Origin of the sequence: Marinobacter sp. Hex_13 (assembly GCF_001566815.1) — a bacterium.
GTDB classification, from domain to species: domain Bacteria; phylum Pseudomonadota; class Gammaproteobacteria; order Pseudomonadales; family Oleiphilaceae; genus Marinobacter; species Marinobacter salarius.
Genome location: NZ_LSMM01000057.1, coordinates 1 through 22,091 on the forward strand (window position 1 = coordinate 1; position 22,091 = coordinate 22,091).

28 protein-coding genes are annotated in these 22,091 nt (G+C 58.5%); 13 read left to right on the forward strand and 15 right to left on the reverse strand.

From position 1 onward, the window contains the following. Positions 1-149: 149 nt before the first annotated feature. Complete coding sequence (locus AXW11_RS14465) at positions 150-1,181, reverse strand: isopenicillin N synthase family dioxygenase (protein ID WP_041332570.1); 1,032 nt, start codon at positions 1,179-1,181, stop codon at positions 150-152. 532 nt (positions 1,182-1,713) lie between these two features. Between AXW11_RS14465 and AXW11_RS14470 the strand changes: the two genes are divergently transcribed. Continuing rightward, the gene (locus AXW11_RS14470) at positions 1,714-3,075 is read left to right on the forward strand and encodes an amidohydrolase family protein (protein ID WP_041332569.1); all 1,362 of its coding nucleotides are present in this window, start codon (positions 1,714-1,716) and stop codon (positions 3,073-3,075) included. A 71-nt stretch (positions 3,076-3,146) separates the two neighbouring features. Here AXW11_RS14470 and AXW11_RS14475 read toward each other — a convergent pair whose 3' ends face one another. From AXW11_RS14475 to AXW11_RS14500, 6 genes are all read right to left on the reverse strand, one after another. Continuing rightward, the gene (locus AXW11_RS14475) at positions 3,147-4,214 is read right to left on the reverse strand and encodes a BMP family ABC transporter substrate-binding protein (RefSeq protein WP_041332568.1); all 1,068 of its coding nucleotides are present in this window, start codon (positions 4,212-4,214) and stop codon (positions 3,147-3,149) included. A 617-nt stretch (positions 4,215-4,831) separates the two neighbouring features. Next, entirely contained in the window at positions 4,832-4,984 is a 153-nt protein-coding gene (locus tag AXW11_RS14480; RefSeq protein ID WP_158498346.1) for a hypothetical protein, read from the reverse strand. Beyond that, entirely contained in the window at positions 4,956-5,495 is a 540-nt protein-coding gene (locus AXW11_RS14485; protein WP_091644586.1) for a hypothetical protein, read from the reverse strand. The genes AXW11_RS14480 and AXW11_RS14485 overlap by 29 nt, the downstream gene beginning before the upstream one ends. Further along, on the reverse strand, positions 5,413-5,853 hold the full coding sequence (locus AXW11_RS14490; protein ID WP_143071185.1) for a hypothetical protein: 441 nt from the start codon (positions 5,851-5,853) through the stop codon (positions 5,413-5,415). Before AXW11_RS14490 ends, AXW11_RS14485 begins: the two co-directional genes overlap by 83 nt. A 3-nt stretch (positions 5,854-5,856) precedes the next feature. Next, complete coding sequence (locus tag AXW11_RS14495; RefSeq protein WP_091644580.1) at positions 5,857-6,177, reverse strand: hypothetical protein; 321 nt, start codon at positions 6,175-6,177, stop codon at positions 5,857-5,859. A gap of 38 nt (positions 6,178-6,215) precedes the next feature. After that, positions 6,216-6,818 carry a hypothetical protein gene (locus AXW11_RS14500; RefSeq protein ID WP_143071184.1) on the reverse strand — a complete coding sequence of 201 codons (603 nt, stop codon included), beginning with the start codon at positions 6,816-6,818 and terminating at the stop codon, positions 6,216-6,218. A gap of 419 nt (positions 6,819-7,237) precedes the next feature. Between AXW11_RS14500 and AXW11_RS14505 the strand changes: the two genes are divergently transcribed. After that, entirely contained in the window at positions 7,238-8,044 is an 807-nt protein-coding gene (locus tag AXW11_RS14505) for an AraC family transcriptional regulator (RefSeq protein ID WP_490712220.1), read from the forward strand. Between the two features lie 53 nt (positions 8,045-8,097). Here AXW11_RS14505 and AXW11_RS20860 read toward each other — a convergent pair whose 3' ends face one another. From AXW11_RS20860 to AXW11_RS14525, 4 genes are read right to left on the reverse strand one after another with little or no spacing between them, the layout of a single operon-like run. After that, positions 8,098-8,538, reverse strand: coding sequence for a DUF3565 domain-containing protein (locus tag AXW11_RS20860; protein ID WP_374700702.1), 441 nt, complete (start codon positions 8,536-8,538; stop codon positions 8,098-8,100). Then, on the reverse strand, positions 8,535-8,825 hold the full coding sequence (locus AXW11_RS14515; protein WP_228301442.1) for a putative sulfate/molybdate transporter: 291 nt from the start codon (positions 8,823-8,825) through the stop codon (positions 8,535-8,537). The genes AXW11_RS20860 and AXW11_RS14515 overlap by 4 nt, the downstream gene beginning before the upstream one ends. Next, on the reverse strand, positions 8,743-9,102 hold the full coding sequence (locus AXW11_RS14520) for a putative sulfate/molybdate transporter (RefSeq protein ID WP_228301443.1): 360 nt from the start codon (positions 9,100-9,102) through the stop codon (positions 8,743-8,745). Before AXW11_RS14520 ends, AXW11_RS14515 begins: the two co-directional genes overlap by 83 nt. Before the next feature lie 51 nt (positions 9,103-9,153). Then, positions 9,154-10,038: a substrate-binding domain-containing protein gene (locus AXW11_RS14525; protein WP_091644578.1), complete on the reverse strand. Its 885-nt coding sequence runs from the start codon at positions 10,036-10,038 to the stop codon at positions 9,154-9,156. A 116-nt stretch (positions 10,039-10,154) separates the two neighbouring features. On the opposite strand from AXW11_RS14525, the gene AXW11_RS14530 reads away from it, so the two are divergent. The 7 genes from AXW11_RS14530 (at position 10,155) to AXW11_RS14560 (ending at position 15,742) form a co-directional block, all read left to right on the forward strand. Then, on the forward strand, positions 10,155-10,853 hold the full coding sequence (locus tag AXW11_RS14530; protein WP_036202883.1) for an ABC transporter permease: 699 nt from the start codon (positions 10,155-10,157) through the stop codon (positions 10,851-10,853). Continuing rightward, entirely contained in the window at positions 10,850-11,593 is a 744-nt protein-coding gene (locus tag AXW11_RS14535; protein WP_091644575.1) for an ABC transporter ATP-binding protein, read from the forward strand. Before AXW11_RS14530 ends, AXW11_RS14535 begins: the two co-directional genes overlap by 4 nt. Positions 11,594-11,661: 68 nt before the next feature. Then, complete coding sequence (locus AXW11_RS14540) at positions 11,662-12,468, forward strand: ABC transporter substrate-binding protein (protein ID WP_091644573.1); 807 nt, start codon at positions 11,662-11,664, stop codon at positions 12,466-12,468. A 65-nt stretch (positions 12,469-12,533) separates the two neighbouring features. Continuing rightward, complete coding sequence (locus AXW11_RS14545) at positions 12,534-13,403, forward strand: formate dehydrogenase accessory sulfurtransferase FdhD (RefSeq protein WP_036202874.1); 870 nt, start codon at positions 12,534-12,536, stop codon at positions 13,401-13,403. Beyond that, positions 13,396-13,983, forward strand: coding sequence for a molybdenum cofactor guanylyltransferase MobA (mobA, locus tag AXW11_RS14550; RefSeq protein ID WP_036202872.1), 588 nt, complete (start codon positions 13,396-13,398; stop codon positions 13,981-13,983). Before AXW11_RS14545 ends, mobA begins: the two co-directional genes overlap by 8 nt. Next, the gene (gene mobB / locus AXW11_RS14555; RefSeq protein ID WP_091644570.1) at positions 13,980-14,483 is read left to right on the forward strand and encodes a molybdopterin-guanine dinucleotide biosynthesis protein B; all 504 of its coding nucleotides are present in this window, start codon (positions 13,980-13,982) and stop codon (positions 14,481-14,483) included. Before mobA ends, mobB begins: the two co-directional genes overlap by 4 nt. Further along, positions 14,480-15,742 carry a molybdopterin-binding protein gene (locus AXW11_RS14560; protein WP_091644567.1) on the forward strand — a complete coding sequence of 421 codons (1,263 nt, stop codon included), beginning with the start codon at positions 14,480-14,482 and terminating at the stop codon, positions 15,740-15,742. The genes mobB and AXW11_RS14560 overlap by 4 nt, the downstream gene beginning before the upstream one ends. Here AXW11_RS14560 and AXW11_RS14565 read toward each other — a convergent pair whose 3' ends face one another. Genes AXW11_RS14565 through AXW11_RS14580 form a run of 4 tightly spaced genes read right to left on the reverse strand, consistent with a single transcriptional unit; the run spans position 15,743 to position 19,761 of the window. Beyond that, on the reverse strand, positions 15,743-16,219 hold the full coding sequence (locus AXW11_RS14565; protein ID WP_091644564.1) for a DUF6505 family protein: 477 nt from the start codon (positions 16,217-16,219) through the stop codon (positions 15,743-15,745). Beyond that, positions 16,216-16,920, reverse strand: coding sequence for a biotin/lipoate--protein ligase family protein (locus AXW11_RS14570; protein WP_091644562.1), 705 nt, complete (start codon positions 16,918-16,920; stop codon positions 16,216-16,218). The genes AXW11_RS14565 and AXW11_RS14570 overlap by 4 nt, the downstream gene beginning before the upstream one ends. After that, a complete protein-coding gene (locus tag AXW11_RS14575) occupies positions 16,917-17,762 on the reverse strand; it encodes an Mrp/NBP35 family ATP-binding protein (RefSeq protein ID WP_091644559.1) in 846 nt (281 codons plus the stop codon). The genes AXW11_RS14570 and AXW11_RS14575 overlap by 4 nt, the downstream gene beginning before the upstream one ends. Before the next feature lie 19 nt (positions 17,763-17,781). Further along, a complete protein-coding gene (locus AXW11_RS14580) occupies positions 17,782-19,761 on the reverse strand; it encodes a 4Fe-4S binding protein (RefSeq protein ID WP_091644555.1) in 1,980 nt (659 codons plus the stop codon). A gap of 149 nt (positions 19,762-19,910) precedes the next feature. Here AXW11_RS14580 and AXW11_RS14585 point away from each other — a divergent pair, with 149 nt between their 5' ends. The 4 genes from AXW11_RS14585 (at position 19,911) to AXW11_RS14600 (ending at position 22,070) form a co-directional block, all read left to right on the forward strand. Beyond that, positions 19,911-20,489 carry a DUF3305 domain-containing protein gene (locus AXW11_RS14585; RefSeq protein WP_091644552.1) on the forward strand — a complete coding sequence of 193 codons (579 nt, stop codon included), beginning with the start codon at positions 19,911-19,913 and terminating at the stop codon, positions 20,487-20,489. Then, positions 20,489-21,121, forward strand: coding sequence for a DUF3306 domain-containing protein (locus tag AXW11_RS14590; RefSeq protein ID WP_075195322.1), 633 nt, complete (start codon positions 20,489-20,491; stop codon positions 21,119-21,121). Before AXW11_RS14585 ends, AXW11_RS14590 begins: the two co-directional genes overlap by 1 nt. 107 nt (positions 21,122-21,228) lie before the next feature. Then, positions 21,229-21,840: a TorD/DmsD family molecular chaperone gene (locus AXW11_RS14595; protein WP_036202853.1), complete on the forward strand. Its 612-nt coding sequence runs from the start codon at positions 21,229-21,231 to the stop codon at positions 21,838-21,840. 41 nt (positions 21,841-21,881) lie between these two features. Next, on the forward strand, positions 21,882-22,070 hold the full coding sequence (locus AXW11_RS14600) for a twin-arginine translocation signal domain-containing protein (RefSeq protein WP_075195323.1): 189 nt from the start codon (positions 21,882-21,884) through the stop codon (positions 22,068-22,070). The last annotated feature ends 21 nt before the right edge of the window (positions 22,071-22,091 follow it).

Here is a 22,091-nt window from a genome sequence, read left to right on the forward strand (position 1 = left end):
TTGGCAATCCGATCGGGAATATTGGGCTCAATCCATCGCCAATTGAATTTAAAACACCCAAATGCAACGAACCCCGGAAAACCGGGGTTCGTCAGCAATCTGAGGCCTCCCGAAGGAGGCCTTTTTCACTTTGGAACGTTCTATCCCGATTACTTCCGGGCTTCGGCCGCCTTCTCTGCGGCATCAAAGTTGGCCTGGATTCGCTGCAACAGGTAGTCCCGTGCAGAGATCGGCGGGTATTTCTTTCCCGGCCCCTGAATAACCTGCTCTTTGTTCGCCTGACAGAAGAACGCCATGCTGTATCGGGGCCCCTTGTATTCGCCCTCTTTCGGCATCCTGACCCGATGCAGGGTCGACTTCAGACGGTCATCGCTCCAGCGCATCAGCATGTCGCCGATATTGCAGGTAATCCGGTCCTCTTTCGGCGCCACAGTGAACCACTCCCGGTCATCACCTTTGCCCTCGGCGTCTTTGCCCGGGCTGACCTGCAGGCCACCCTGGCCTTCCTGCTGGAACACCATGGTCAGGCAATCAAAATCGGTATGGGCCCCGGCGCGCCAGATGGATTCATCCAGGCGGGCATCGTCGGCCAGGGGCAAATAGTGCAGCAACCGGAGCGTGCTCTGATAATCCTCCAAACTGCGATCATGGGCCCGGCCAAAGAAGTCCCTCTCAAACCCGAGACGATCGGCAAAGCACGACAGAACCGTCATACCCAGCTGCCAGGCGCGGTTCTCGAAATCCAGCATCACCCGGCTGAATTCCGGGACCACCGTCTGGTTCGGCCAGAGATCATCCATGTGTGGGAGCGTAATCTGGAACGACTCTTTCTCATCCGCCGTTCCGGTGGACGGCCGTACCTGTGACTTGAACTCCCAACCGGAATTCAGTCCTTTTTTCAGCGGATACTGTTGTTTGCTGCTTTCCGGCAACGCAAAAAAGCACTCGGACAATGCAAAAGCCTGCTTGATCAGGTCGAGTTCAAGCCCGTGATTGGACAGTTGAAAAAAGCCCACGTCAGTGGCAGCTTGCCAAAGCTGATCAGTGATCTCTTCTCTACGGCGATCAAAGTCGGACAGATCGATAACGGGTATGTCCCCTTCGACCTCCCGACCCATACCACCAAAGGTCGTTTCCAGGTCCAGTTCTTTCAGCGCGTATTTTTCTGCAGTGTGAGTCATTGTGCCTCCCGGCATATCGCCAATGATTAGAACGGTTTCCGAAAGCAAACATGGCAGGAATGCGGGAGGCAGTGCATGGCCATCGCCGCCAACCGCGCCTGCAGGCACTTTCGGTCGACGACTGAGCAATGACCCGAAGTCGCGTGTCTGGCGATTCCTGACTGCTTCTACTCAGACTCGCAGGCGATCCCCGGAGGAACCTGACCTGCCATGCAAAAAGATGCAGCATTTGTGCCATATGACTAGCTCTGCAACCGCTTTGAAATTCAGGGGCCCGGGCCTGCACGGCGTATCAGGGCGAGCTTCAGGAGAGCCATTCGAGTGCAGCCTTCGGAAGCCTCGCACCAGCGTGGCGCATTAAAACCGCCGACAACGAGGCAGCACCTACTCTGACCAACCGGTCAGCAAATGGCCGCAATCTTGCATTGCAGTCCGGGGTAACCACCATTCAGAAGAGTAGAAGCGGTCAGAGGAACGCGCGATACCGGCAACACCTCGGGACATTGCTCTTGAACATCGAGAGGAGCAACCATTGGACTACCTTATCAAGAACGCCGTCGCAGTCGCGTCCACCGGGTTTTCGGATGCCCGGGACCTGCGCATCCGGGGCGGATACATTACCGAGCTGGGCAACGCCCTCGCCCCCACACAGGAGGCCCCGGAAACCGTCATTGATGCGTCCGGCTGCGTGGTCTGGCCAGGGTTGGTGAATACCCACCATCACCTTGCCCAGTCCATCATGAAGGGCGTACCGGAAGGGCTGAATCAGGATCTTGGAGGCTGGCTCAGCAGCGTACCCTACCGCTTCTGGCCAAAGGTGACGCCAGAACTTATGTACCATGCCGCTCGTCTGGGACTGTATGAACTGATTCGTTCCGGCGCCACCACTTGTGCCGACCACCATTACCTTTACCACAGCACCACCAGCTCGGAGTTGGAAGACGCCGTCTGGCAGGCCGCCGAGGAACTCGGCATCCGGATGGTTCTGTGCCGGGGCAGCGCCACGGAAACCGGCTCCCATGAAGGCATGATCGAACACAAGATCGAGCCGGAAAGTATCGACCAAATCATCGACCGCCTCGACACAACCCGAAAAAAACACCATCAAGCCGGGCCAGACGCCATGAAAAAACTGGTTGTGGCGCCGACCAGCCTGATCCATTCCAGTTCTCCGGAAGGCCTGAAAGCCCAGGCGCAATGGGCACGGGAAAACAAACTGAGAATGCACTCGCACTTGCTGGAGGTAGACTTCGACGAAATTCAGGCCCATAAGAGATATGGTCAGAGCGCGATCGATTATGCGGAATCCTGCGGTTGGCTGGGGAAGGACGTCTGGTACGCGCATCTGGTTCACAGTGACGCTCATGCCATCGAACGCCTCGCCGCCACCCAGACCGGCATCGCGCACTGCCCCACCTCAAACTGCCGCCTTGGCAGCGGGATTGCCCCGGTGATCCTGATGGCTGAAGCCGGTGTGCCCATTTCCCTGGGAGTAGACGGTTCGGCCTCTGCCGAATCCGGATCGATGCTGCAGGAACTGAACCTGACCTGGTTAATTCACCGGGCTCAGAACGGGCCCGATGCCACGACACTGGAGCAGGTTCTTGAATGGGGAAGCCAGGGTGGCGCAGACCTCCTTGGTCTGGAAAATACCGGTAGCCTGGCCGTCGGAAAAGCGGCGGACCTGGTGCTGTATGACGTCAACAATCCACGCTTTGCAGGCGTGCACGCTCCACTGATGTCACCGCTTATGTGCGGTGAGCCGGTACACGTCAAGCACAGTTTTATACACGGCAAGCGCATCGTCAGCGACGGATGTGTCGCCGGCCTTGACGAAGCGGACTTGACACGAAGCGTCCGGAATAGCGTTGCGGCACTCCTGAAAAACGCCTGAACAAGCACTTCCCATAATAAAGCCGGCAGGCCACTTACCTGCTGGCTTTTTATGGGCAAAAGCGCAAGCTTTTATTGCGGCAGCGTAGCGGTCATACCTTCAACGTACCAGTTCATGCCAGCCAACTCTTCCTTGGTCATTGAAACACCTTCAGGCACCCGAAGTTCGCCCGACTGGTCTTTCAGGGGACCAGTGAACGGATGGAACTCACCCTTGTCGATTGACTCCATTACCGAATTCACTTTGGCGCGCTGTTCATCGGTCAGGCGCTCTGAGATACCAACCACCTGAATCACGTCGTCAGAAATCCCGCCCCAGTAATCGGCCGGCTCCCAGGCCCCGTCCATGACCGACTGCACGGTATCGATATAGTACGGCGCCCAGTCATTTACCACAGACAACAGGTGCGCATCGCCACCAAACTTCCGCATATCAGAGGCCTGACCAACACCCCAATTGCCTCGCTTGTCTGCTGCAATCAGCGGTGCCGGGCTGTCGGTGTGCTGAATAATCACGTCTACCCCCTGGTCCATCAGGGCATTGGCTGCATCAGCTTCTTTAGCCGGGTCGAACCAGGTGTTGACCCAAACGACCTTGAGCTCAATATCCGGATTCACCTCCTTGGCACCCAAGTACACGGCGTTGATGTCGCGAATGACTTCTGGAATAGGGAAAGAGGCGATATAGCCCAGGGTATCGGTTTCGGTCACCAGACCAGCGGCCGTTCCAGTGACATAGCGACCTTCATAGGTGACGGACAAGTAGGTGCCAAGGTTTTCACCTCGCTTGTACCCCGTGGCATGCAGGAAGGTAATGTCGGGAAATTGCTCTGCTACACGGGCCGTCGGATTCATGAATCCAAAGGAGGTGGTGAAGATTACATCATTGCCGGCCTGAGCGAGTCGCCGAATGGTACGCTCTGCGTCAGCACCCTCACTCACGTTCTCGACATAGGTGGTAGACACTTTATCGCCAAAATGCTCTTCAAGGGCCAGACGCCCCAAGTCATGCTGATAGCTCCAGCCGTGATCCCCGACGGGACCAACGTAAACGAAGCCAACCTTCATGGGGTCTTCTGCCAGTACGGACATGGACATACTGAGTGTGGCAGCAAGTACCAGGCTAGATTTGGGTTTCATGGATAATCTCCTGAGCTTTTGTTTCATTTCGCGTTTTGGTTTAAATCGCTTACTAGACGGTCACAGCAAAAAGCTGGCCAACTGCTCAGGTTTTTCAGTCCATTGTTTTAACTAACATTTATGAAAGCTTCACCCCGCTCCAAGAAATACCGGGCACCAACTTGGATCAGTTTCTTCTGACTGCACCTCAACGACTCGTTTACCTTCGCTAGGGTGAACTCCATCCAGCGCAGCGAATCAAAGGTCATTCTTGAGGAATCAGAAATTCTCACTCGGGAGTACCACGGGGTTCCAGCCCTTTCCACAACCGATTTTACCACGACAGATCCCTTTTCAATCTTGATCGGAAAATCTGCTTTTCCAGCTCGTCATGGTTCATCTGCGCTAATGCCTGCCTCTTCGCCAAAACTCGGAACTCGCGAAGCCAACAACAACGTGACCCGGCGATCGGGCTTGTGGCAGTCTTTAAGATCATCACCTCTCTTGCCTTTGCAACCTTGCCCGGTCACCGAGCTATCCTCGCCGTGGGCCGTGTCGTTACCGTAAGCTCTTCAGGTTCTGGTTCATGCTCTGGTGCGAGCTCAGCCACGACCTGTGGCTGCCCGGTGATGCTCACATCACATTCCGACACAGCCAGTTCTTTCGTCCACTCTGTGGTTCTCCAGAACCAGCGTGCCTTCGCCGGTTTTCATCAAGCCGTTGTTGCCGCTGATCACACTGTCGATGGTGGCCTGATAGCCACTACTGGCCGTCGGCTTCCACCGCGCCATCCACATCAGATACCTTTACGGTGCCGGCATCCCCCGCAAAGATGGCAAAGCCGGGGCTGGGGATCATGGGACCGGTGACAGAACCGCTGGCATCGGTCCAGACGGAATTCGTCGCTGTCCAGGTGCCGTCGCCGCCGCCCTGGGTAGTGCCGCTGGCCAAGCCGTTGGCGTTCCAGAAATTCAACGTGGTGCCACCGGTGTTGATCAGGTTGATCTGTTTGTCGCCGGTAAGGTATTGCAGGCCGTAGGACGGATCCGGGCTGGCCAGCTGCAGGCCACCGTTGCTTCCGGAAAGGGAGCCGGTGTAATCAAACAGGCGGTACAGGCCCCGACCAAAGCTGCCGGTGTCGTTCAGGGTCAGCGTGGCACCATTGATAGCCAGATCGCCGTTGATGGAAACACTGTCGCTGGAGCCCGGTGTCGAGAAATCAACGCTTGGCGCACCAAACTCGAAATCCAGCAGGCTGCCCTGGGCCAGGGTCAGGTTGCCGTCGACGGTGAGCGTGCCCAAGCCTTCGCCCGGCGCCAGGGGGGCCGCCGGATTGCACCGTGGTATTGCCCAGTGCGCCGCTGCCGCCCAGCAGGCCACCTCTGTTCACGGTAAAACCCACCCCATTCATGGCGCCGTTCTTGATCAGGTTACCGTCACCAGAAATTGCACCGTCATAGAGGTAGTCGTTGGCCCGATTGATTTCCAGGGTGCTGACACGACTGAAGTGCAGATCCCCCACAATGGAACCGGTATTGCCGGCGGCACCAAGGGAAAGGCTCGCACCATTGTTAAGAACGGCAGAGCCAGTAAAGGTATGGTCGCCAGTCCAGATGACGTCCGAGCCAATCAGACCGAAGTGCCCCCCCCCCTCACTCACCCATCAGTCCTGAGCAGTGCCTTCCGTTAACGTCCAGGCGCTGCCACCGGCTTTTTCAAAAGATTCGAATCTACGAAAAATATCGGAGGCATCCGTTCCAACTAACGAAGTATCAAAGGTGCCATCAGCGCTGCCGCCCAGTGCCAACACATCATTATTGCCATTAGCCTGCACATTGCCGCCCAGGCTATAACCGTTTTCTAGGGTCAGGCGATTGTCACCACTGACAAAGTGAGCCGCCGTTGCTTGGTTGGCACCCGCATTGACCGTACCGACCTGGGTCACCGCCAGGGCGGAATCGGTGATGCAGTAACCACCCAGCACCTGAGCACCGGCGTCGATACGAATATTGGCGCTGGCGTCTACCAGGATCCCTGCGCCGCCATCGCCACCTTAGCCGCCGTTACCATTAAATAGTCAGACTTCCCGCCGGCCCCGCCGTTACCGCAATGCTCAAAAGGCGGAGGGCTGCTGCCCACAATCACCGGCACGGCACCAAAGTCGAACCCTGTGGTGGAAAGCGGCGTTCCGGTTACATTCGCCAGCTCCATAGACAGAAAGTTCCTGCTGCCCTGCAGATCCAGCGTGCAGCCATCCGATGCGCGATTGAAACCGTAGCTGCTCATTCCATAGGGCTCCAGCACCGTATCAATCGCACTCGCCAGTGCGATAAATCGGACATTGGTGTTAATGGTAATAATCGATATAACACCGTCGACCGTCACACTGAACTGATCACCATCATTGATGCCGGCCAGCGTTGTCAGGTCCGTTGCCCAATCTACCCCGGCAGGTAATTCAGCAGCCAAATATCGGCGCGCCCCGGTAAACAGCAGGCTCATGCCGTCGCCGCCGTCTCCGCCGTTACTGAACAGGCTGCCATGGTAGCCATTCTCACCACGCCCCCCGGTGGTACCGTCATGGCCTGTGCCATCAGCACCATCCGGCGCGGAACAGGCCGGCACCGAGATCAACAACAGGAAAGAAAAAGTCGCGCTGGAAACAGAGTAGAATCCAACACGGGCAAGGCAATGCCCCCAATACGGCGCTGAATGATGAGCGACATAACGACTCCGACATATAATTTTCTGTTATAAGCGATGTAGGGTAGAAGGCGGGATGGGCAAGAACTACTTATTGTTTTTATCACTTTCCGGAGTTTTATCATTTTTCGCCGCAGTCATACGCCGGCCAAGGGCGGGAAACCCTAGAAACACAAATCATGGCGCATCATCATGAAAAAGCTGGACGACCTTTCATTGCAGGGCAGCATTCATACTTTGAATATGTCCGGCGGGAACACTTTTGATATCCCCGGCGTTCGTGGGCGCATGGAGCGGCTTCAGTTTGCCAGTGGCATTGTGTTGACCGGCTGGAATACGAGGTGCTGGAAGACTGTTTTCTTGACATGCAGGGATCCTCTACCGAACCCTGGATCGAGAGCGCCCTGCATCTACAGGGACAGTCGGAACTGGCTTGCCCCAATGGGGAGCGCCATACGCTCCACCCTGACGCGGCCTTGCTGATGCGCGTTGACCAGCAGGGCTCGCAGTTCCAACTGCACAAAGGGCAACTGGTTCGTCATGTTGGTGCGTCTTCCACATTGAGCACATTGCGCCCACGCTTCGGCGGCAATTTGCCCGCCACCCTCAAGGCATTTGACGTGCCCTATGGGGATAGCTGCCATATTCGCACCATGACGCCGAGCGCGCGTTTACGGCAACTGGGCTCTGGATTGTTTTCTCACCACGCCAATGGCGCTTGCCGCGACTTGAAGCTGGAAGCCATCGCCAACCTCTTTTTGTCTGAACTGATTGAAGGATTTGAGGAAGGCTCCGACGCCGATGACACACTGCCGCCGTGGGAAGAGCAGGCCTACCAGGATCTTCTGGATCAGATTAGCGGCGCCCTGGACTCCACGCTGTCCATCCCGGCCCTGGCCGATCGGGTGGGACTGACCGAAAGCCGACTGGACCAGTTGTTCAAACAAAAGCACGACCAGACTTGCGCCGAATTTATCCGCAATGAACGCATGAAGCTGGCTCTTCGTCTTCTGGAAGACGGCAGCCACCCTGTCAAAGTCGTGGCAGACAAGGTCGGCTACGGTTATGTGAGTAACTTTTCCCGCGCCTACCGAGCCCGTTTTGGTGAAACACCAGCACGGACTCTGCGTCGCGGTGCGTCCGAGTAACGGGGTAGAACCCGTATCCGCTAGAGAATAAGTGGACACTATCGATAACCTGATCACGGTTGATCATCCGGCAGCGCACCTTCTTCACATTTCCTGCAGTCAAGCTCAAGCTCCAGCATCGACTCTCTACCTACCGCCGAAGTGACCCAAGGGCGGTTCACCCAAGGCGGCGAATGACGCACATGCTGATTATGGCCGCATGCCAACTGAGCGACCCAGTGGTTTTCCTTGTCTTTGTGATAGCCAGTGATGGGTTGTTTCATAAGTTCCGATCCTACCCTGTTTCCTCGCACCCAAGCCGCCCGAACTGTTTCCGCAACCACACCCGCCAGAAGCCCGAACAAGGGGTCGGCCCAGACGGTCACCAGTGCGGTTGTCGCGATAACCGGCCAGCAAGACGGCTTCGCGGCCCAGAGACGCCTGGACATGGCAAGCTCTACAGCCGCTACCAACAACAAGGCCCCGAGACCCACCACCGGAATGGCAGCGATCAATGATAGCCCCCCGGCAGGAAAGCAACCATGAGCAAAGCGGTTCCCAGCACAATGGGAGCCATGCCGGTTCCGGCACCGAAACGATGGTGCGCGGCCACGCCTCCGGCGCCATGACACATGGGCAGGGCGCCGAGCGGAACGAGAAACAGGTTCGCCAAGCCCGTCGTCACCGACAGTCGGGCTGGCGACACGCGATGAGATTGCTCACCGAAGTAATCCCCAACCACCAAGGCGGTCAGTACGATGGCATTGGTGATCGTAAGCGCCAGTTGAGGGAACACCAGCATGGACATCGCCTGCTGCCAGCACACCGCTGGCGACCAGGCTCTGGGACGTCACCTCGGTGGTCAGCAACAGCGCAGCAACCGCTTTCATGGGTTGTACCGGTATCGGCAGCCGATAGTACAACCCCGTTGCAATGTAGAACGCGGCAAACCCCAGCATTACGGGTATCGGTGCCAACCCTGCCACGCCAATTGCTCCAAGACTCAGTGGCAGCAAGGTACCGATGTCACCCAGCGCCCCGCTGACCTCCTTCACTGAATCTTTCGGGTTCAAGGGCATGCGCGCTCCTGGTTCATTGGCCTGTTTTTATTGAGTTATTATTGGCAACACTCACGCGTTATAGACAACATGTCCCAGCTCCGCGATGTCGTAACCGCCCAACGCCTCGGCGCGCTGTACAAATCGCTCGCTACCGGCAAACGACAGCAACCTCTGCATGGCCGGATCAAAGTAGTGGCGCCGGCGCATGGCCAGATCAAAATGCTCCTGCTGTAGAGGAATGAAAGCCAACCCCTGGCGCCGCGCTGCCGCTTCGATTCCCACGCCAACATCCGCTTCGCCCTGGCGAATGGCCAAGGCGAGATCGTCTTCGCTGAGCGACGGATGCGTTGCCCACGTGAGGTGTCCGGCATCGAGGCGGTGGCGTGCCAGCAAGCTCTGCAACAAATGGCTGACGCCGGCATCGGGCTGGCGATGCGCCAGACGTATGCCGGGGCGGGCGATATCCTCCAAGCGGGCAAGTCGGTGAGGGTTCTCGGCGGCCAACAGAAGCCCCTGCTGGCGCTTCGCCCAGCGAATCAGCACCAGGTCGCGCATGCCGCTCAGCCCCAATGTGACAGGATCATTGTAGCCCCGGCTTTCAGCGTGCCAGATATGCATCCCGGCGAGCATTGCGCGCCCGGCGATCAATCGCTGTACGCCATCGCCACTCCCCTGACACAGCAGCGCCAGCTCCGCACCGCTCTCCTTCACCGCCCACTCCAACAATGGATCCTGGCTGCCCGCCAGAACCGGCGGGGTCGGCGAACTGACGGCGTCGTCACCCTCCAGATGGTTCATCAACCACAGATCAATACGCTGGCGTGGGAACAACAGCTTTCCCGTCACCCGCACACAGGGAATCACGCCCTGGCTGACCAGATCATAGACTTTGCGCTCTTTCAGACGCAGATACTCGGCAGCTTCGGCCGTGGTGAGGTATGCGGGAAGCGTCATCAATCTCTCCTGCTGCCTGGAAAAGCACTAAACTGTTTTTAGCTGCATATTTTTCAACAGGCTGTGCAAAGCGTAGTCAGAAACTCCACGATGCTCAATAACAAGGAGACGCAGCTGTGGAAAATAATGCGTTCTGCGTGGCGCTTTCGCTACTGCTAAACCTAGACGCTTCGCTCTTTCAGATCGTGGCGCTTTCGCTGCAGGTGTCGCTTATGGCGGTACTGATCGCGGCCGTTCTGGGGTTCCCCCTCGGTGCGGCGGTGGCACTGTGGCGATTCCCCGGGCGCGGCGTCATGATTGTCGTCCTCAACGCCTTGATGGGGCTGCCTCCGGTGGTGGCCGGGCTCGCCGTCTACTTGCTGCTCTCGCGAGCCGGCCCTCTGGGTGAGTGGGGGTTCCTGTTTACACCAGGAGCCATGGTCATTGCCCAGGTGGTCCTGGTATTGCCAATTCTTGCCGCGCTCTCGCGTCAGAAGGTGGAAGAGCTTCTGGGTGAGTACCGCGAGCAATTCATGTCACTGGGTATGTCGCGCTCACGCATGATGCCCACTCTGCTGTGGGATGCCCGTTTTGCGTTATTGACCGTTCTGCTTGCCGGTTTTGGCCGCGCCAGCGCCGAAGTGGGCGCGGTGATGATGGTGGGCGGCAATATTGATGGGGTCACGCGGGTCATGACCACCGCCATTGTGCTGGAAACCGGCAAGGGCAACCTGCCACTGGCACTGGGGCTGGGGATTGTGCTGCTGACGCTGGTCATGCTGATTAACGCAGGCGCCTATTTGGTGGGCGAACTGACAAGGAGACGGATAGGATGACGTCATTTAACGTTCCGCTCTTTGCCTCGGCTGCCCTCCTCCCGCCACCAACGCTGCGTTTTGATGGCGTCGCCTTCAACCAGCAGGGCAAGGCGCTACTGGGACCCTGCTCATTCACCCTGGACGGCACCGGCCCTACCCTGGTGATGGGACCCAACGGGGCGGGCAAGAGTCTTCTGTTACGGCTGGCGCACGGTTTGCTCTCACCCACTCAGGGACAGGTGGCCTGGTCACGTGGGGGGCGCCCCCGCCAGGCAATGGTGTTCCAGCAACCGGTACTGTTGCGTCGCTCGGCCCTGGCCAATCTCGTTCACGCGTTGGCGGTGAACAATGTCCCCCGCAAGACACGTACACAGATCGCCTGCGAAGCGCTTGAGCATTTTGGGCTTACCTCCTGCACAAACACGCCCGCGCGCGTGCTATCCGGCGGCGAACAGCAGCGCCTGGCACTGGCTCGCGCCTGGGTTCTTTCTCCTCAGGTGCTGTTTCTGGATGAACCCACCTCCGCACTCGACCCGGCGGCTATTAAAGGCGTGGAGGCAGCGGTACGCGAGTTTCATCAGCGGGGAACGCGCATCGTAATGACCACTCACGATCTGCATCAGGCCAGGCGCCTTGCCGGAGATGTATTGTTTCTTTCTGGCGGAAAAGTGTGCGAACACACCCCCGCCGACGTCTTTTTCAACAGGCCCGTCTCGCGGGAGGCGCAAGCGTTTATTGCCGGAGAACTGGTGGGATAGTTTTACCCTGACGGTTTAGCGGCTGGCTACTCAATGGAAGTTCCACACGCGCGAAAGGAGAAAACAAGATGAAGAAAGGCTTAACCCTTGTACTCGCAGGTGTAACCAGCATGGGCCTGGCATTCAGCGCGTTCGCTGATGACTACATCACCCTGGCCTCAACGACGTCCACCCAGAACTCGGGGCTGTTCAACGCCATTTTACCGCAGTTCGAAGACGCCACCGGCATCGACGTACGGGTGGTGGCGGTGGGCACCGGACAGGCCTTTGAAATCGCCCGTCGCGGCGACGCCGACAGCCTTCTGGTACACGATACCGCCGGAGAAAAGCGCTTTGTCGAAAACGGCTTCGCCAGCGAGCGGGCCGATGTCATGTACAACGATTTCGTATTGATTGGCCCCGCAGACGATCCGGCGAATATTGCTGAGGCGCAAAGTGCCGCTGAAGCCTTCGCGGCGATTGCCAATGCCAAGGCACCCTTCACCTCACGCGGCGATGACAGCGGCACCAATCGCGCCGAGTTGCGCCTCTGGGAGAATGCTGGCGTGGACCCCGATGGCGACTGGTACCGCGAACTCGGCAGTGGCATGGGGCCAACCCTCAACACCGCTGCAGCCATGGATGCGTACGTGATGTCGGACCGCGCCACCTGGGTGGCGTTTGGCAACCGCCAGAACCTGACGCTGCTTTTTGCCGGCGACGAAGTATTGTTCAACCAATACGGTTGCTTGCTGATCTCCGAAGAGAAGCATCCGCATCTCAAGCACGATCTCGCTGAACAGTGGCACAACTGGCTGATTTCCGAGAATGGCCAGCAAGCGATAGCAGACTTCAAGGTAGACGGACAACAGCTGTTTTTCCCGAATGCCAAATAGGCTAATCTCTGGGGACGTGCATCGAGATTCAAGTCCGTGGCGTTCCTGGAAGAGCTATAACAACAATGACGATTAATCCGATACTGCCCGATCCCAAAGACCCTCGTTTGTCCCGCGCCGTCGAGGGCGTTGATGAAAACGGTCAATCAAAGTCCATCAGCGTGATCGAAGAGCGCCCTCTGACGATCTATCTGAACAGCCAGGAGATCGTCACCGCCATGACCATTGGCGATCACCCGGAGTATCTGGCCCTCGGCTTTCTCCTGAATCAAGGTATGCTGAAGGAAAACGATCAGGTCACCGGAATTGACTTCGACGAAGAGCTGGAAGTCGCCGTGGTGCGTACCGCAGGTGTTACCGATGTCGAAGACAAACTGGAAAAGAAAACCCGGACGTCCGGCTGCGCCGTGGGTACGGTGTTCGGTGACATGATGGCAGGGCTTGAAGGCCTGTCGCTACCAGACACACCGGTGCACACCAGCACGTTTTACGATCTTTCCTACCAGATCAACCACACTCCCAGCCTGTACATGGAAACCGGCGCCATTCACGGCACGGTTCTGTGTCAGGATCGCCAGATTCTGGCCTACATGGAGGATGTCGGGCGCCACAACGCGGTGGACAAGATCGCAGGATGGATGTACCTGAACGGCATCACCGCCGCCGACAAAGTCCTCTACACCACGGGCCGCCTGACCTCCGAAATGGTCATCAAAACCTCCCTGATGGGAATCCCGACCCTGATCAGCCGGTCGGGCTTTACCGCTTGGGGCGTCGATATTGCCCGGCAGGTCGGATTGACCCTGATCGGTCGGATGCGCGGTAAAAAGTTCACGTGCCTCAGTGGGCAACACCGCCTGGTGTTCGATCAGGACTTGTCACAGGTTCCTGACGAGGACAAAAAGCACCGTCGAAAAGGGGCCGAGCATGACTGATTGCGCGGTCATTCTGGCGGGCGGCCAGGCCAACCGGATGGGCGGCGGCGACAAGGGACGGTTGATGCTGGGTGATCAGTCGTTGATCCAGCGGGTCATCGACCGGATCACACCGCAGGTGGACGCCGTGGTGTTGAACGCCAACGGCGATCTGAGTCGGTTTGATGATCTGGGTCTGCCAGTGGTGGCTGATTCAATCGCTGATTTTCCAGGCCCGCTGGCAGGTGTTCTGGCGGGCATGGATTGGGCGGCCGAACAAGGGCATGAATGGCTGATCAGCGTCGCTGCGGACACCCCCTCGTTCCCCCGGGACCTCGCTGCACGGTTGGCCGGGCATGACACGCCCGTGGTGCTCGCAGCGACACCGGATCCGGAACGTGGTCGCCTGCCCCAGCCAACGTTTGGCCGCTGGCGGGTCGCGTTGCGGGATGATCTTCGAGCCGCCCTGAACGACGGCGTGCGCAAAATCCGCCAGTGGACACAAGCCCAGGGTGAAACCCTGGTGGTGTTCGGCGAGGACGACTTTTTCAACATCAACACACCGGAAGACCTGGCCTGGGCGGAGAAGCACCTGAAGTGAATGTCATCGGCATTGTGGGCTGGAAGAACAGCGGAAAAACCACGCTGGCAGCAGCCTTGATTCGCGAGCTGTCCAGCAGGGGGTTAACGGTTAACTCGATCAAGCACGCCCATCACGGGGTGGATGTCGACCAACCCGGTACCGACAGCTTCAAGCACCGCGATGCCGGCGCTCGCGAGGTTATCCTGGCGGGCGGGCGACGCTTTGCCATCATGCACGAACTGCGCGGCGCTGAAGAGCCAACGCTGGATGAATTGCTGGCGCGGCTGGGCCCCTGCGACTGGGTGGTGGTCGAGGGCTTTAAAACCCACCCGCATCCCAAGATTGAAGTGCACAGGCAGGAAAGCGCCCGTGCGCCCCTCTACCCGGAGGACGACAGTATCATTGCCCTGGTGGCGGACTATGTAGTGGACTACGCTGCGGATTTCCCGGGCCCCGTTTTCGATGTAAACAATGTACCCGCCATCGCTGACTTTATTCTGAGCCCAGGGACATCATGAACGGGAAAACAACGACTCCACTTCGTAACGATTGTTTCGCCCTGCCCCCCGGGGTGAACTGGACGCCGGTGGAAGAGGCACTGGAGCGGCTGCGCTCACGCCTACATCCGGTAGTGGAGGTGGAACACGCCGTTTCGCTGTCGCAGATCAATGGGCGAATCCTGGCAAGCGACGTCTCTGCGCCTCGCGCTCATCCCCCAAGCAACAATTCCGCGGTCGACGGCTATGCCTTCGCAGGGCCGCTAACGGACGTACCCTGCAGCCTGCCCCTGATTGAGGGCCGCAGCGCCGCCGGGGAACCGTATATGGGGAACGTGCCTGCGGGCCACGCCATCCGGATTCTGACCGGCGCGGTGATTCCGGCCGGCACGGATACCGTGGTCCTCGAGGAAGACTGCGAAGTCCGAGATGGCCAACTGCAGTTGAACGGCACGTTAAAAGCCGGCGCCAACGCGCGCAAAGCCGGCGAGGACATCAAGGCACAGGATCAAATCCTCACGGCAGGCACCCGCCTGACGCCAACCCAGATTTCAGTACTTGCCAGCGTGGGTGTCGACTCGGTCGACGTCTATCACCGCCTGCGCGTCGGCGTTTTATCCACGGGGGATGAAGTAAAGCCCGTCGGCTCAGCCGTCACCGACTGGCAGATCTATGACGCCAACCGGCCAATGCTGAATGCTCTGGTGGCACAACTGGGCTATGAGCTGGTGGACCTTGGTCATGTGCTCGACCGGGCCGAAGAAGTCAAAGCGGCGCTGGAGCGAGGCTCGGAACAATGCGACCTGATCCTCACCAGCGGCGGCGTGTCTGCCGGCGACGAGGATCATGTGTCGAAAATGCTGAAAGCACACGGTGACATCAGTAACTGGCGCATTGCGATCAAACCGGGCCGCCCGCTGGCGCTGGCCATGTTCCAGGGAACGCCTGTGGTGGGTTTGCCGGGAAACCCGGTCGCCGCCTGGGTCTGCGCACTGCGTTTTGGCGCGCCGGCGATGGCCTTGCTGGCAGGAGGGAACTGGTTCGAACCCCAGGGCTATCTCGTGCCCGCTGGTTTTTCCAAGAATAAGAAACCGGGGCGCAGCGAGATGTTGCGGGCCCGCGTTCGGGATGGGCAGGTTGAGGTATTTGGCTCTGAGGGCTCTGGACGTGTAACCGGCCTGGCCTGGTCCGAGGGTTTGGTGGAGCTGGACGAAAGCGCCCAGCAGATAGAACCGGGCACCCTGGTGCGGTTTATTCCCTATGGCAGTTTCGGACTGTAATCAGTCAACGCTGCCATGTACGGCAAAGGCCTCCAGCGATGCATCCTGCGGGCCCCGGGAGCGGTAGGTTTCCTCAACACCCAGTTCGGTGAGCGTGCGGCTGACCATCAACAGCGTGTTGTCCTCGAAGTCCTCACACATGCTGCGCATCTGGTCGATTTCCTCACAGGCGACCGGATAGGCCGCATCGATATCCGGAGCGCCGTAACACTCAACAAACGTCTGCGCCAAGGTCTGGCGTAACTGCTCCAACTCCGCTTCGGTGATGTCGCACACGCCCACAAAACTGGCACGACCGCCTGACTCGATGCTGTACCAACCATTGCTGAAGGCCTGCCGGGCCTTGCCCTTCAGGTCCGCTTCGGTCCAGTTGGAAAACTCAAACCCGCCGGATATCGCCCATTCACCGCTGGGAGCCGGCAGGTCAAATACATTGTCATCGGATACATCCAGTCGCAGGGTTCGGGCCAGTTTCATACGTGCTCCGCAAATTCGATCAAACTCACTGTTTCGGTCATGACATCCTGGCGCAACAGCATCCGGCCCTTTTCATCCAGGCCCACAAAGAGCCCGGGCTTTGGCAGGTCGATCATTTTACCCAGGGTGTCACAGCGTGGCCGCCACTCATTGTGTATACGCTCAAAGCCACTGTCCATGAAGTAAGTCAGCCACAACAATGTGTGCTTGGACCAGCTTTCCAGAAGCGCCATGGGCGTGATCTCAACACAGCCTTCCTCGTGCAGACAGGTCTGGTTCGGCGTCTCGCCCGGCTCGCCGCCCACCGGCAAAAAAGGCACATCGATGCCGACAACCAGCCAGTTTGGATGAGCGCTGGGATCTGACACATCCGCAGCAAAACGGACACCGCCGCACACCGCGCCATTGACCTTGATACGATCGGGCCATTGGAAGAACACCGGCACTTCGGGCGGGGCCAGCGCGCCCAGACTTTCAGCCAGGCCTATCTGGGCCACGTAGACCACCTGGACAGCCTCTTCCAATGAGGTTTCCGGCGCCAGCACCAGGGCCGCGCGCAAAACGTCCACCGCGTCGGAATAGAAGATCGTGCCGGAATCAACTCCGGCAATGGCACGGCTGACGGCCTTATCAAACGGATCCGTCTGGTTTGGCACCCGTTCGCCCGTAAACAGCGGTGGTAAGCGCGGCGACACGCTCATCGCATGGCCTCGGCGTACACTTCGGAGGCGATCAGTTCATCGGCGATGCGCTGAAAAGCCCTCGACTGAGGGCTATCCGGCTTCGATACCACAATCGGGACACCGCCATCCGAACCAACGCGGATGTCCAGATCCAGCGGAATCTCGCCCAGGAAGGGCGAGCCCAATTTTTCAGCCTCCGCCCTGGCGCCCCCGTGCCCAAAAGGATGGTGCTCTTTGCCGCAACCATCGCAGATAAAAGAGGCCATGTTTTCAATCAGGCCGAACAGGGGCACATCCATCCGTTTGAACATATCGATGCCTTTGCGCGCGTCCATTAACGCGATGTCCTGGGGGGTTGAGACCACAACCGCCCCTGCGACAAAGAATTTCTGGCTCAGGGTCATCTGGACATCACCGGTGCCCGGGGGTAAGTCCACCAGCAAGACATCCAGCCGGCCCCAGTCCACCTGGTTCATCATCTGTTGCAGGGCGCCCATCAACATGGGCCCACGCCAGACAATGGCTTCATCATCAGAGGCCATCAGGCCCAGGGACATCAGGGTCACCCCGTGATTGCGCAGCGGCAGTATGGTATTTCCGTCAGGGCTGGACGGCCGACCTGAAACACCCATCATGCGGGGCTGGCTGGGACCGTACACATCGGCATCCAACAGGCCCACTTTCAGACCTTTCGAAGCCAGTGCAACCGCCAGGTTGGAGGCCACGGTCGACTTTCCGACTCCCCCTTTGCCGGAGGCGACGGCAATGATGCGGTCAACGCCTTTAGGGTTCTTGTCCTGAGGCCGGGGAGCGTCGGTACCAATCAGGTTCGGTTTTCCTACTTCGGTGTATTCAACCATGTCGAGTCCTGTTTTTATTCTAGCTGTCCAGGTAGTCGTCTCTGGTGCGAACCCTTGGGCGCTCTCCTCCTGCCAGAGGCGCGTTTTCCCCGTGGAACTGAGATTTCACCCGACAGTCGTCACACATCTTTATAAGCTGGACGTTATTGGCGTTTTTGTACATCCAGTGCTGATTCTCCAGTTTTTCAACGATCCGGTTGATGGTGCTGGCAACACCGAAGGGCTTTCCACACTTGATGCATTCGAAAGGCTCCTCGCCGTGCAGTGCCCGGGCGCTTAGCGCCCCCTTGGACAGATCCAGTTGCGGCTTCAGGTTGATGGCTGTCTCGGGGCAGGTGCTGTCGCAGACGCCACACTGAACACAGGCATTTTCCGTGAACTGAACCTCCGGCCGGTCCGGATGGTCGCCAAGGGCGCCAGTCGGACACAGAGACACGCAGGCCAGACAGAGCGTGCATTTATCGGAATCGATTTCGATAGCACCATAGGGCGCGCCCTGTGGCAGGGGGATCGGCGCTTCAACACCGTCCGCCATCGCACTGACGGTAACCCGTGTGATGTCACGGCGGCCTCCAACCAGTAACACGGGCTCACTGACGCGGCCCGCATTGTCCCCTTCTGCACTGAGCTCGTCAGTCGCAACCACCCGGATCCGGCTGGGCGAATGGTGGGCACCGCTCACCATGGCCTGAGCCAGTTCCACTTCCGCGGCAACAGCCTGGCGGTCAGTCTCGTTGTCTGCCAGCAGCAGGACTTCCGCATAGCCGGCGCCCAATGCGGCCAGGATCTCGGCATGGCCGATACGATCGATATGCTCAAGCCCCATCGGAATCAGGTCGTCCGCCAGCCCATCGCCGTACCGTGCCAGGTGCGCCATGGCCTCACCACCGGCATCCAGGGTATGGAGCACCAGCCGAGGGGATTCTTCGGTATGTTCACGATACACCCCGGCCATCACGTCCACGGCTTTGGTCAGGGCTTCGAAAGGGCTTTCGTTCATGGTAATGGCGGAGGTCGGGCAAACAGCCGCGCAGGAGCCACAGCCGGCACAGATATCCGAATCAATCTGCACGTGGTCGCCGAACGAGAAAATAGCCTCGGTGGGGCAGACGTCCAGACAGCGGGTACAGCCGGTTTTGTTGGCCCGGGAGTGGGCGCACAGGGACTCTTCCAACCTGAAGTAGACGGTTTTCTCGAACTCACCAACCCGCTCCCGGGCTGTCAGGGCAATGCGCTCCAATTCCCCGGTTTTGGCGGGGTCGGCCCAGAAATAACCGTTGCGCTTCTGATGGCTGGGAAAGGCCGGAGCGCCACCACGGAGGTCGATAAACACATCACATTCGCTGCTAGCGGTGGCCTGCACCTCGCCATAACCCAGCGCACCACGGCCGGCGGGATTCAGGGTTTGCAACTGGGCAAACTCCATTCTGAAATTGCCCAGTGCGCCATAGGCTGACGTCAGTCGGCCCCTGGCCACGTCGTAGGCGGCAGAGGGAAGCTGTATGGGGCCGGCATCGTTGACGATACAGGTCACCCCCAGCTCGTCCTGTACCAGCTCGGCCATTCTTACGGCCTGTTCGGTGGGGCCAACGATACAGCACACCCCGCTGGAGCGGATCGTTTTCGCAGGCGCTATCGGAGCCGGCAGCTGGGCCGCGGCAACCAGGGCCGCTTGCTTGGCATGCTGACGTTTGGGGTTTGCACTCGCGCTCCCCCAACCAGCCCGGTCCCGGATGTCGATGGTGCCCAGCGGCGCGGAGTGCCCGATTTCGGCCTGCACATCCTCGCCCAGACGCTCAAACAGGGCAGCCTGCTGGCCACAGGCAATGAGTACGTCTGCATCACCACCCAGGTGCTCGGCGGCCATCTTCATGTCGTGGCCGCACAATTGATCCACCGCGATTACCTGTTCAGCGGCTGCGGCCTTGCGCAGCGCCTCAGGATCAAAGGACTGTGTTTTATCGCAGCTGCATAGCAGTAAGGTCTTGTGTGCCGTCATCAGGAACTCGACTCTTTTCATTGTTGTTATACGTATACGAAACACTATAGCTCTTCGAGCATGCCACAGCCGTTTGTTTTTGGACAATTGGAAAGTTGGATATTTTTTGACCTCCTGCTAGCTTGAAGGAATAACAAAAGAGAGCAGCCATGAGCAGTCGCACAGATCATTGGAAACGCGCGTTACAAGTCGGTGCCGTCGTTCGCCAGTCCCCTGGCGTAACCCAGTGGGCGCGGTATATCTGGAAGCCGGTGGCGGTCATACCGGGCGCCCCCGAGGCGTTCTGGAAAGAACTGATCCGTGAAGGCGATGATGTGGATTACCACGCAGGCACGGTGACGATGGAGCTCTTTCGCGCCGACGTGGAAGGCTACCTTGTATCCCTGAACATGGCCGTTCCCTCCGTCTGGATTGTCATGGATAAGGACCACACCGGTCGCTCTCCCTCAGGGTGGGCCGTCAGTTCCATTACCGCCAGTGCCCATGAGGCATTGGATGCACAGGACAGTGGCGAAAGTATCGTCGAGCCTGTGCCCATTCCCGAGTCTCTGGCGGCCTGGATCAAAGAGTTTGTCGATATGCACTACATCGAAGAGCCCTTCAAGAAACGGCGTCGTGACAGTGTCCAAGTCGATGGCATCGAAGACGCCAAAGGCGATCCGCGTATCCGGCAGGAGAGCGACGTCTTTCGCGCACCCGCCAACATCAAAAAACCGAGGATTCAGTGATGGCTGAGTCACGCCTGCAACGTTGGTCGCGCAAGAAAGCAGAAACCGGTAATAAAACTGAGCCGGCGGCGCCCTCGGTCGAGTCCGAGCCGTCACCGGAAGAACAGGAACTCGCCATCAATCAGACCTTGCCCGAGCACGATGTATTGGAGAAGTACGGCTTACCAGATCCTGATGCCATTGAGCTGGGTACCGATATTACCGGGTTCATGCGCAAAGAAATCCCCGAGCTGCTACGCCGCAGGGCCCTGCGATCACTTTGGAAATCCAACCCCGTACTTGCCGTGCTGGACGGGCTCAATGACTACGATGAGGATTTCACCAGCGCGGCTAGCGCGACCGGGGCCGTAAAGACCCTCTACAAGGTGGGACAAGGACTGATCGACCGAACCAAAAAGGCGGGGGAGCAGGCTGATAAAGAACGCGGGGACTCCATCACAGAGCACACGGAGCAGGCCGAAACTGCGGTAACGATGGCGCCTCCGGAACCTGCAGAAGCCATCGAGGAATCCGAGTCCGACTTCGAAGAAGTTCCGTCAGATACTGCTGGTCATACCCTACCAGTGGTCACCAAAACCGGGGAAGAATCGACACCGCGCTACCGCCCACGAATGCGTTTTGGCGATTCGTGACTCGTTAGCAACTGTAGTTGCGCCCGACACAAATCGGAGCTATATACAGTAGATCGGTGATTAAAAATTAGACAACAATAAACAAGAAACAAGAAGAGAGAGACGTCTTGGCCAACACTGCAGAAGTTCAGTGCCCTCGCTCGATCAGCGACGAAGATCGAGCCCGTGCCCAAATGTATCAGTTGCTGGGTGTCTTGCTGGGCGGCCCACCTTCAAGTGAGTTGCTGCGGGGACTGGCGACCTTAAAGGGCGACGACACTCCGATAGGAACCGCCTCCAGAAACCTCGCTGCCCTTGCCCAACGCACCACGCCCAAGGATGCCGAGCGGGAGTTCAACAACCTTTTCGTTGGCATTGGTCGTGGGGAGTTACTGCCCTACACCAGTTATTACCTGACCGGCTTTCTCAACGAGAAGCCCCTTGCGGATCTGCGCAGCGACCTGATGGCCAGGGGCATCAAGGCAAGAGACAACGTTAAAGAACCGGAAGATCACATGGGCACGCTGTGCGAAATCATGGCCGGCATTATTGCGGGCGAGTTCCTGTGTGACAGTGACCAGCCTTCTCAAAAAGCCTTTTTCGACGCACACCTGGCGAAGTGGGCGGCACTGTTCTTTACCGATCTGGAAGAAGCGCAAAGCGCGGTTTTCTACGCGCCTGTGGGCTCGCTGGGCCGGGCTTTCATGGCCGTTGAGGCTGATGCTTTTGCCATTCAATAACTGGGACCTGCCTGGTCCCTTAACTCAGGTGGAGGTGTCCAATGGACAACCCGAAACGTGAAAACAGCCGCCGCCGTTTCTTGAAGGTGGCAGCAGCTGCAGCGCCTGCGGCTGTTGCGCTGGCAGTCTCCCCCAACGCCGCAGCCGAGGTGGTGAAAGAAGCCCCGAAAAGCAGCGGTCTGCGTGACACTGAACACACACGTAAGTACTTCGAATCGGCTCGCTTTTAAGGAAGCGTGTGTCATTCAAGG

Bases quoted from the DNA above. Each gene is read 5' to 3' on its own strand.
- AXW11_RS14465 (WP_041332570.1), bottom strand. From the start codon at position 1,181: ATGACTCACACTGCAGAAAAATACGCGCTGAAAGAACTGGACCTGGAA.
- AXW11_RS14475 (WP_041332568.1), bottom strand. From the start codon at position 4,214: ATGAAACCCAAATCTAGCCTGGTACTTGCTGCCACACTCAGTATGTCC.
- AXW11_RS14480 (WP_158498346.1), bottom strand. From the start codon at position 4,984: ATGGCGCGGTGGAAGCCGACGGCCAGTAGTGGCTATCAGGCCACCATC.
- AXW11_RS14515 (WP_228301442.1), bottom strand. From the start codon at position 8,825: ATGCTGGTGTTCCCTCAACTGGCGCTTACGATCACCAATGCCATCGTA.
- AXW11_RS14520 (WP_228301443.1), bottom strand. From the start codon at position 9,102: ATGCCCTTGAACCCGAAAGATTCAGTGAAGGAGGTCAGCGGGGCGCTG.
- AXW11_RS14525 (WP_091644578.1), bottom strand. From the start codon at position 10,038: ATGACGCTTCCCGCATACCTCACCACGGCCGAAGCTGCCGAGTATCTG.
- AXW11_RS14535 (WP_091644575.1), top strand. From the start codon at position 10,850: ATGACGTCATTTAACGTTCCGCTCTTTGCCTCGGCTGCCCTCCTCCCG.
- AXW11_RS14540 (WP_091644573.1), top strand. From the start codon at position 11,662: ATGAAGAAAGGCTTAACCCTTGTACTCGCAGGTGTAACCAGCATGGGC.
- AXW11_RS14545 (WP_036202874.1), top strand. From the start codon at position 12,534: ATGACGATTAATCCGATACTGCCCGATCCCAAAGACCCTCGTTTGTCC.
- mobA (WP_036202872.1), top strand. From the start codon at position 13,396: ATGACTGATTGCGCGGTCATTCTGGCGGGCGGCCAGGCCAACCGGATG.
- AXW11_RS14560 (WP_091644567.1), top strand. From the start codon at position 14,480: ATGAACGGGAAAACAACGACTCCACTTCGTAACGATTGTTTCGCCCTG.
- AXW11_RS14565 (WP_091644564.1), bottom strand. From the start codon at position 16,219: ATGAAACTGGCCCGAACCCTGCGACTGGATGTATCCGATGACAATGTA.
- AXW11_RS14570 (WP_091644562.1), bottom strand. From the start codon at position 16,920: ATGAGCGTGTCGCCGCGCTTACCACCGCTGTTTACGGGCGAACGGGTG.
- AXW11_RS14575 (WP_091644559.1), bottom strand. From the start codon at position 17,762: ATGGTTGAATACACCGAAGTAGGAAAACCGAACCTGATTGGTACCGAC.
- AXW11_RS14580 (WP_091644555.1), bottom strand. From the start codon at position 19,761: ATGACGGCACACAAGACCTTACTGCTATGCAGCTGCGATAAAACACAG.
- AXW11_RS14585 (WP_091644552.1), top strand. From the start codon at position 19,911: ATGAGCAGTCGCACAGATCATTGGAAACGCGCGTTACAAGTCGGTGCC.
- AXW11_RS14590 (WP_075195322.1), top strand. From the start codon at position 20,489: ATGGCTGAGTCACGCCTGCAACGTTGGTCGCGCAAGAAAGCAGAAACC.
- AXW11_RS14600 (WP_075195323.1), top strand. From the start codon at position 21,882: ATGGACAACCCGAAACGTGAAAACAGCCGCCGCCGTTTCTTGAAGGTG.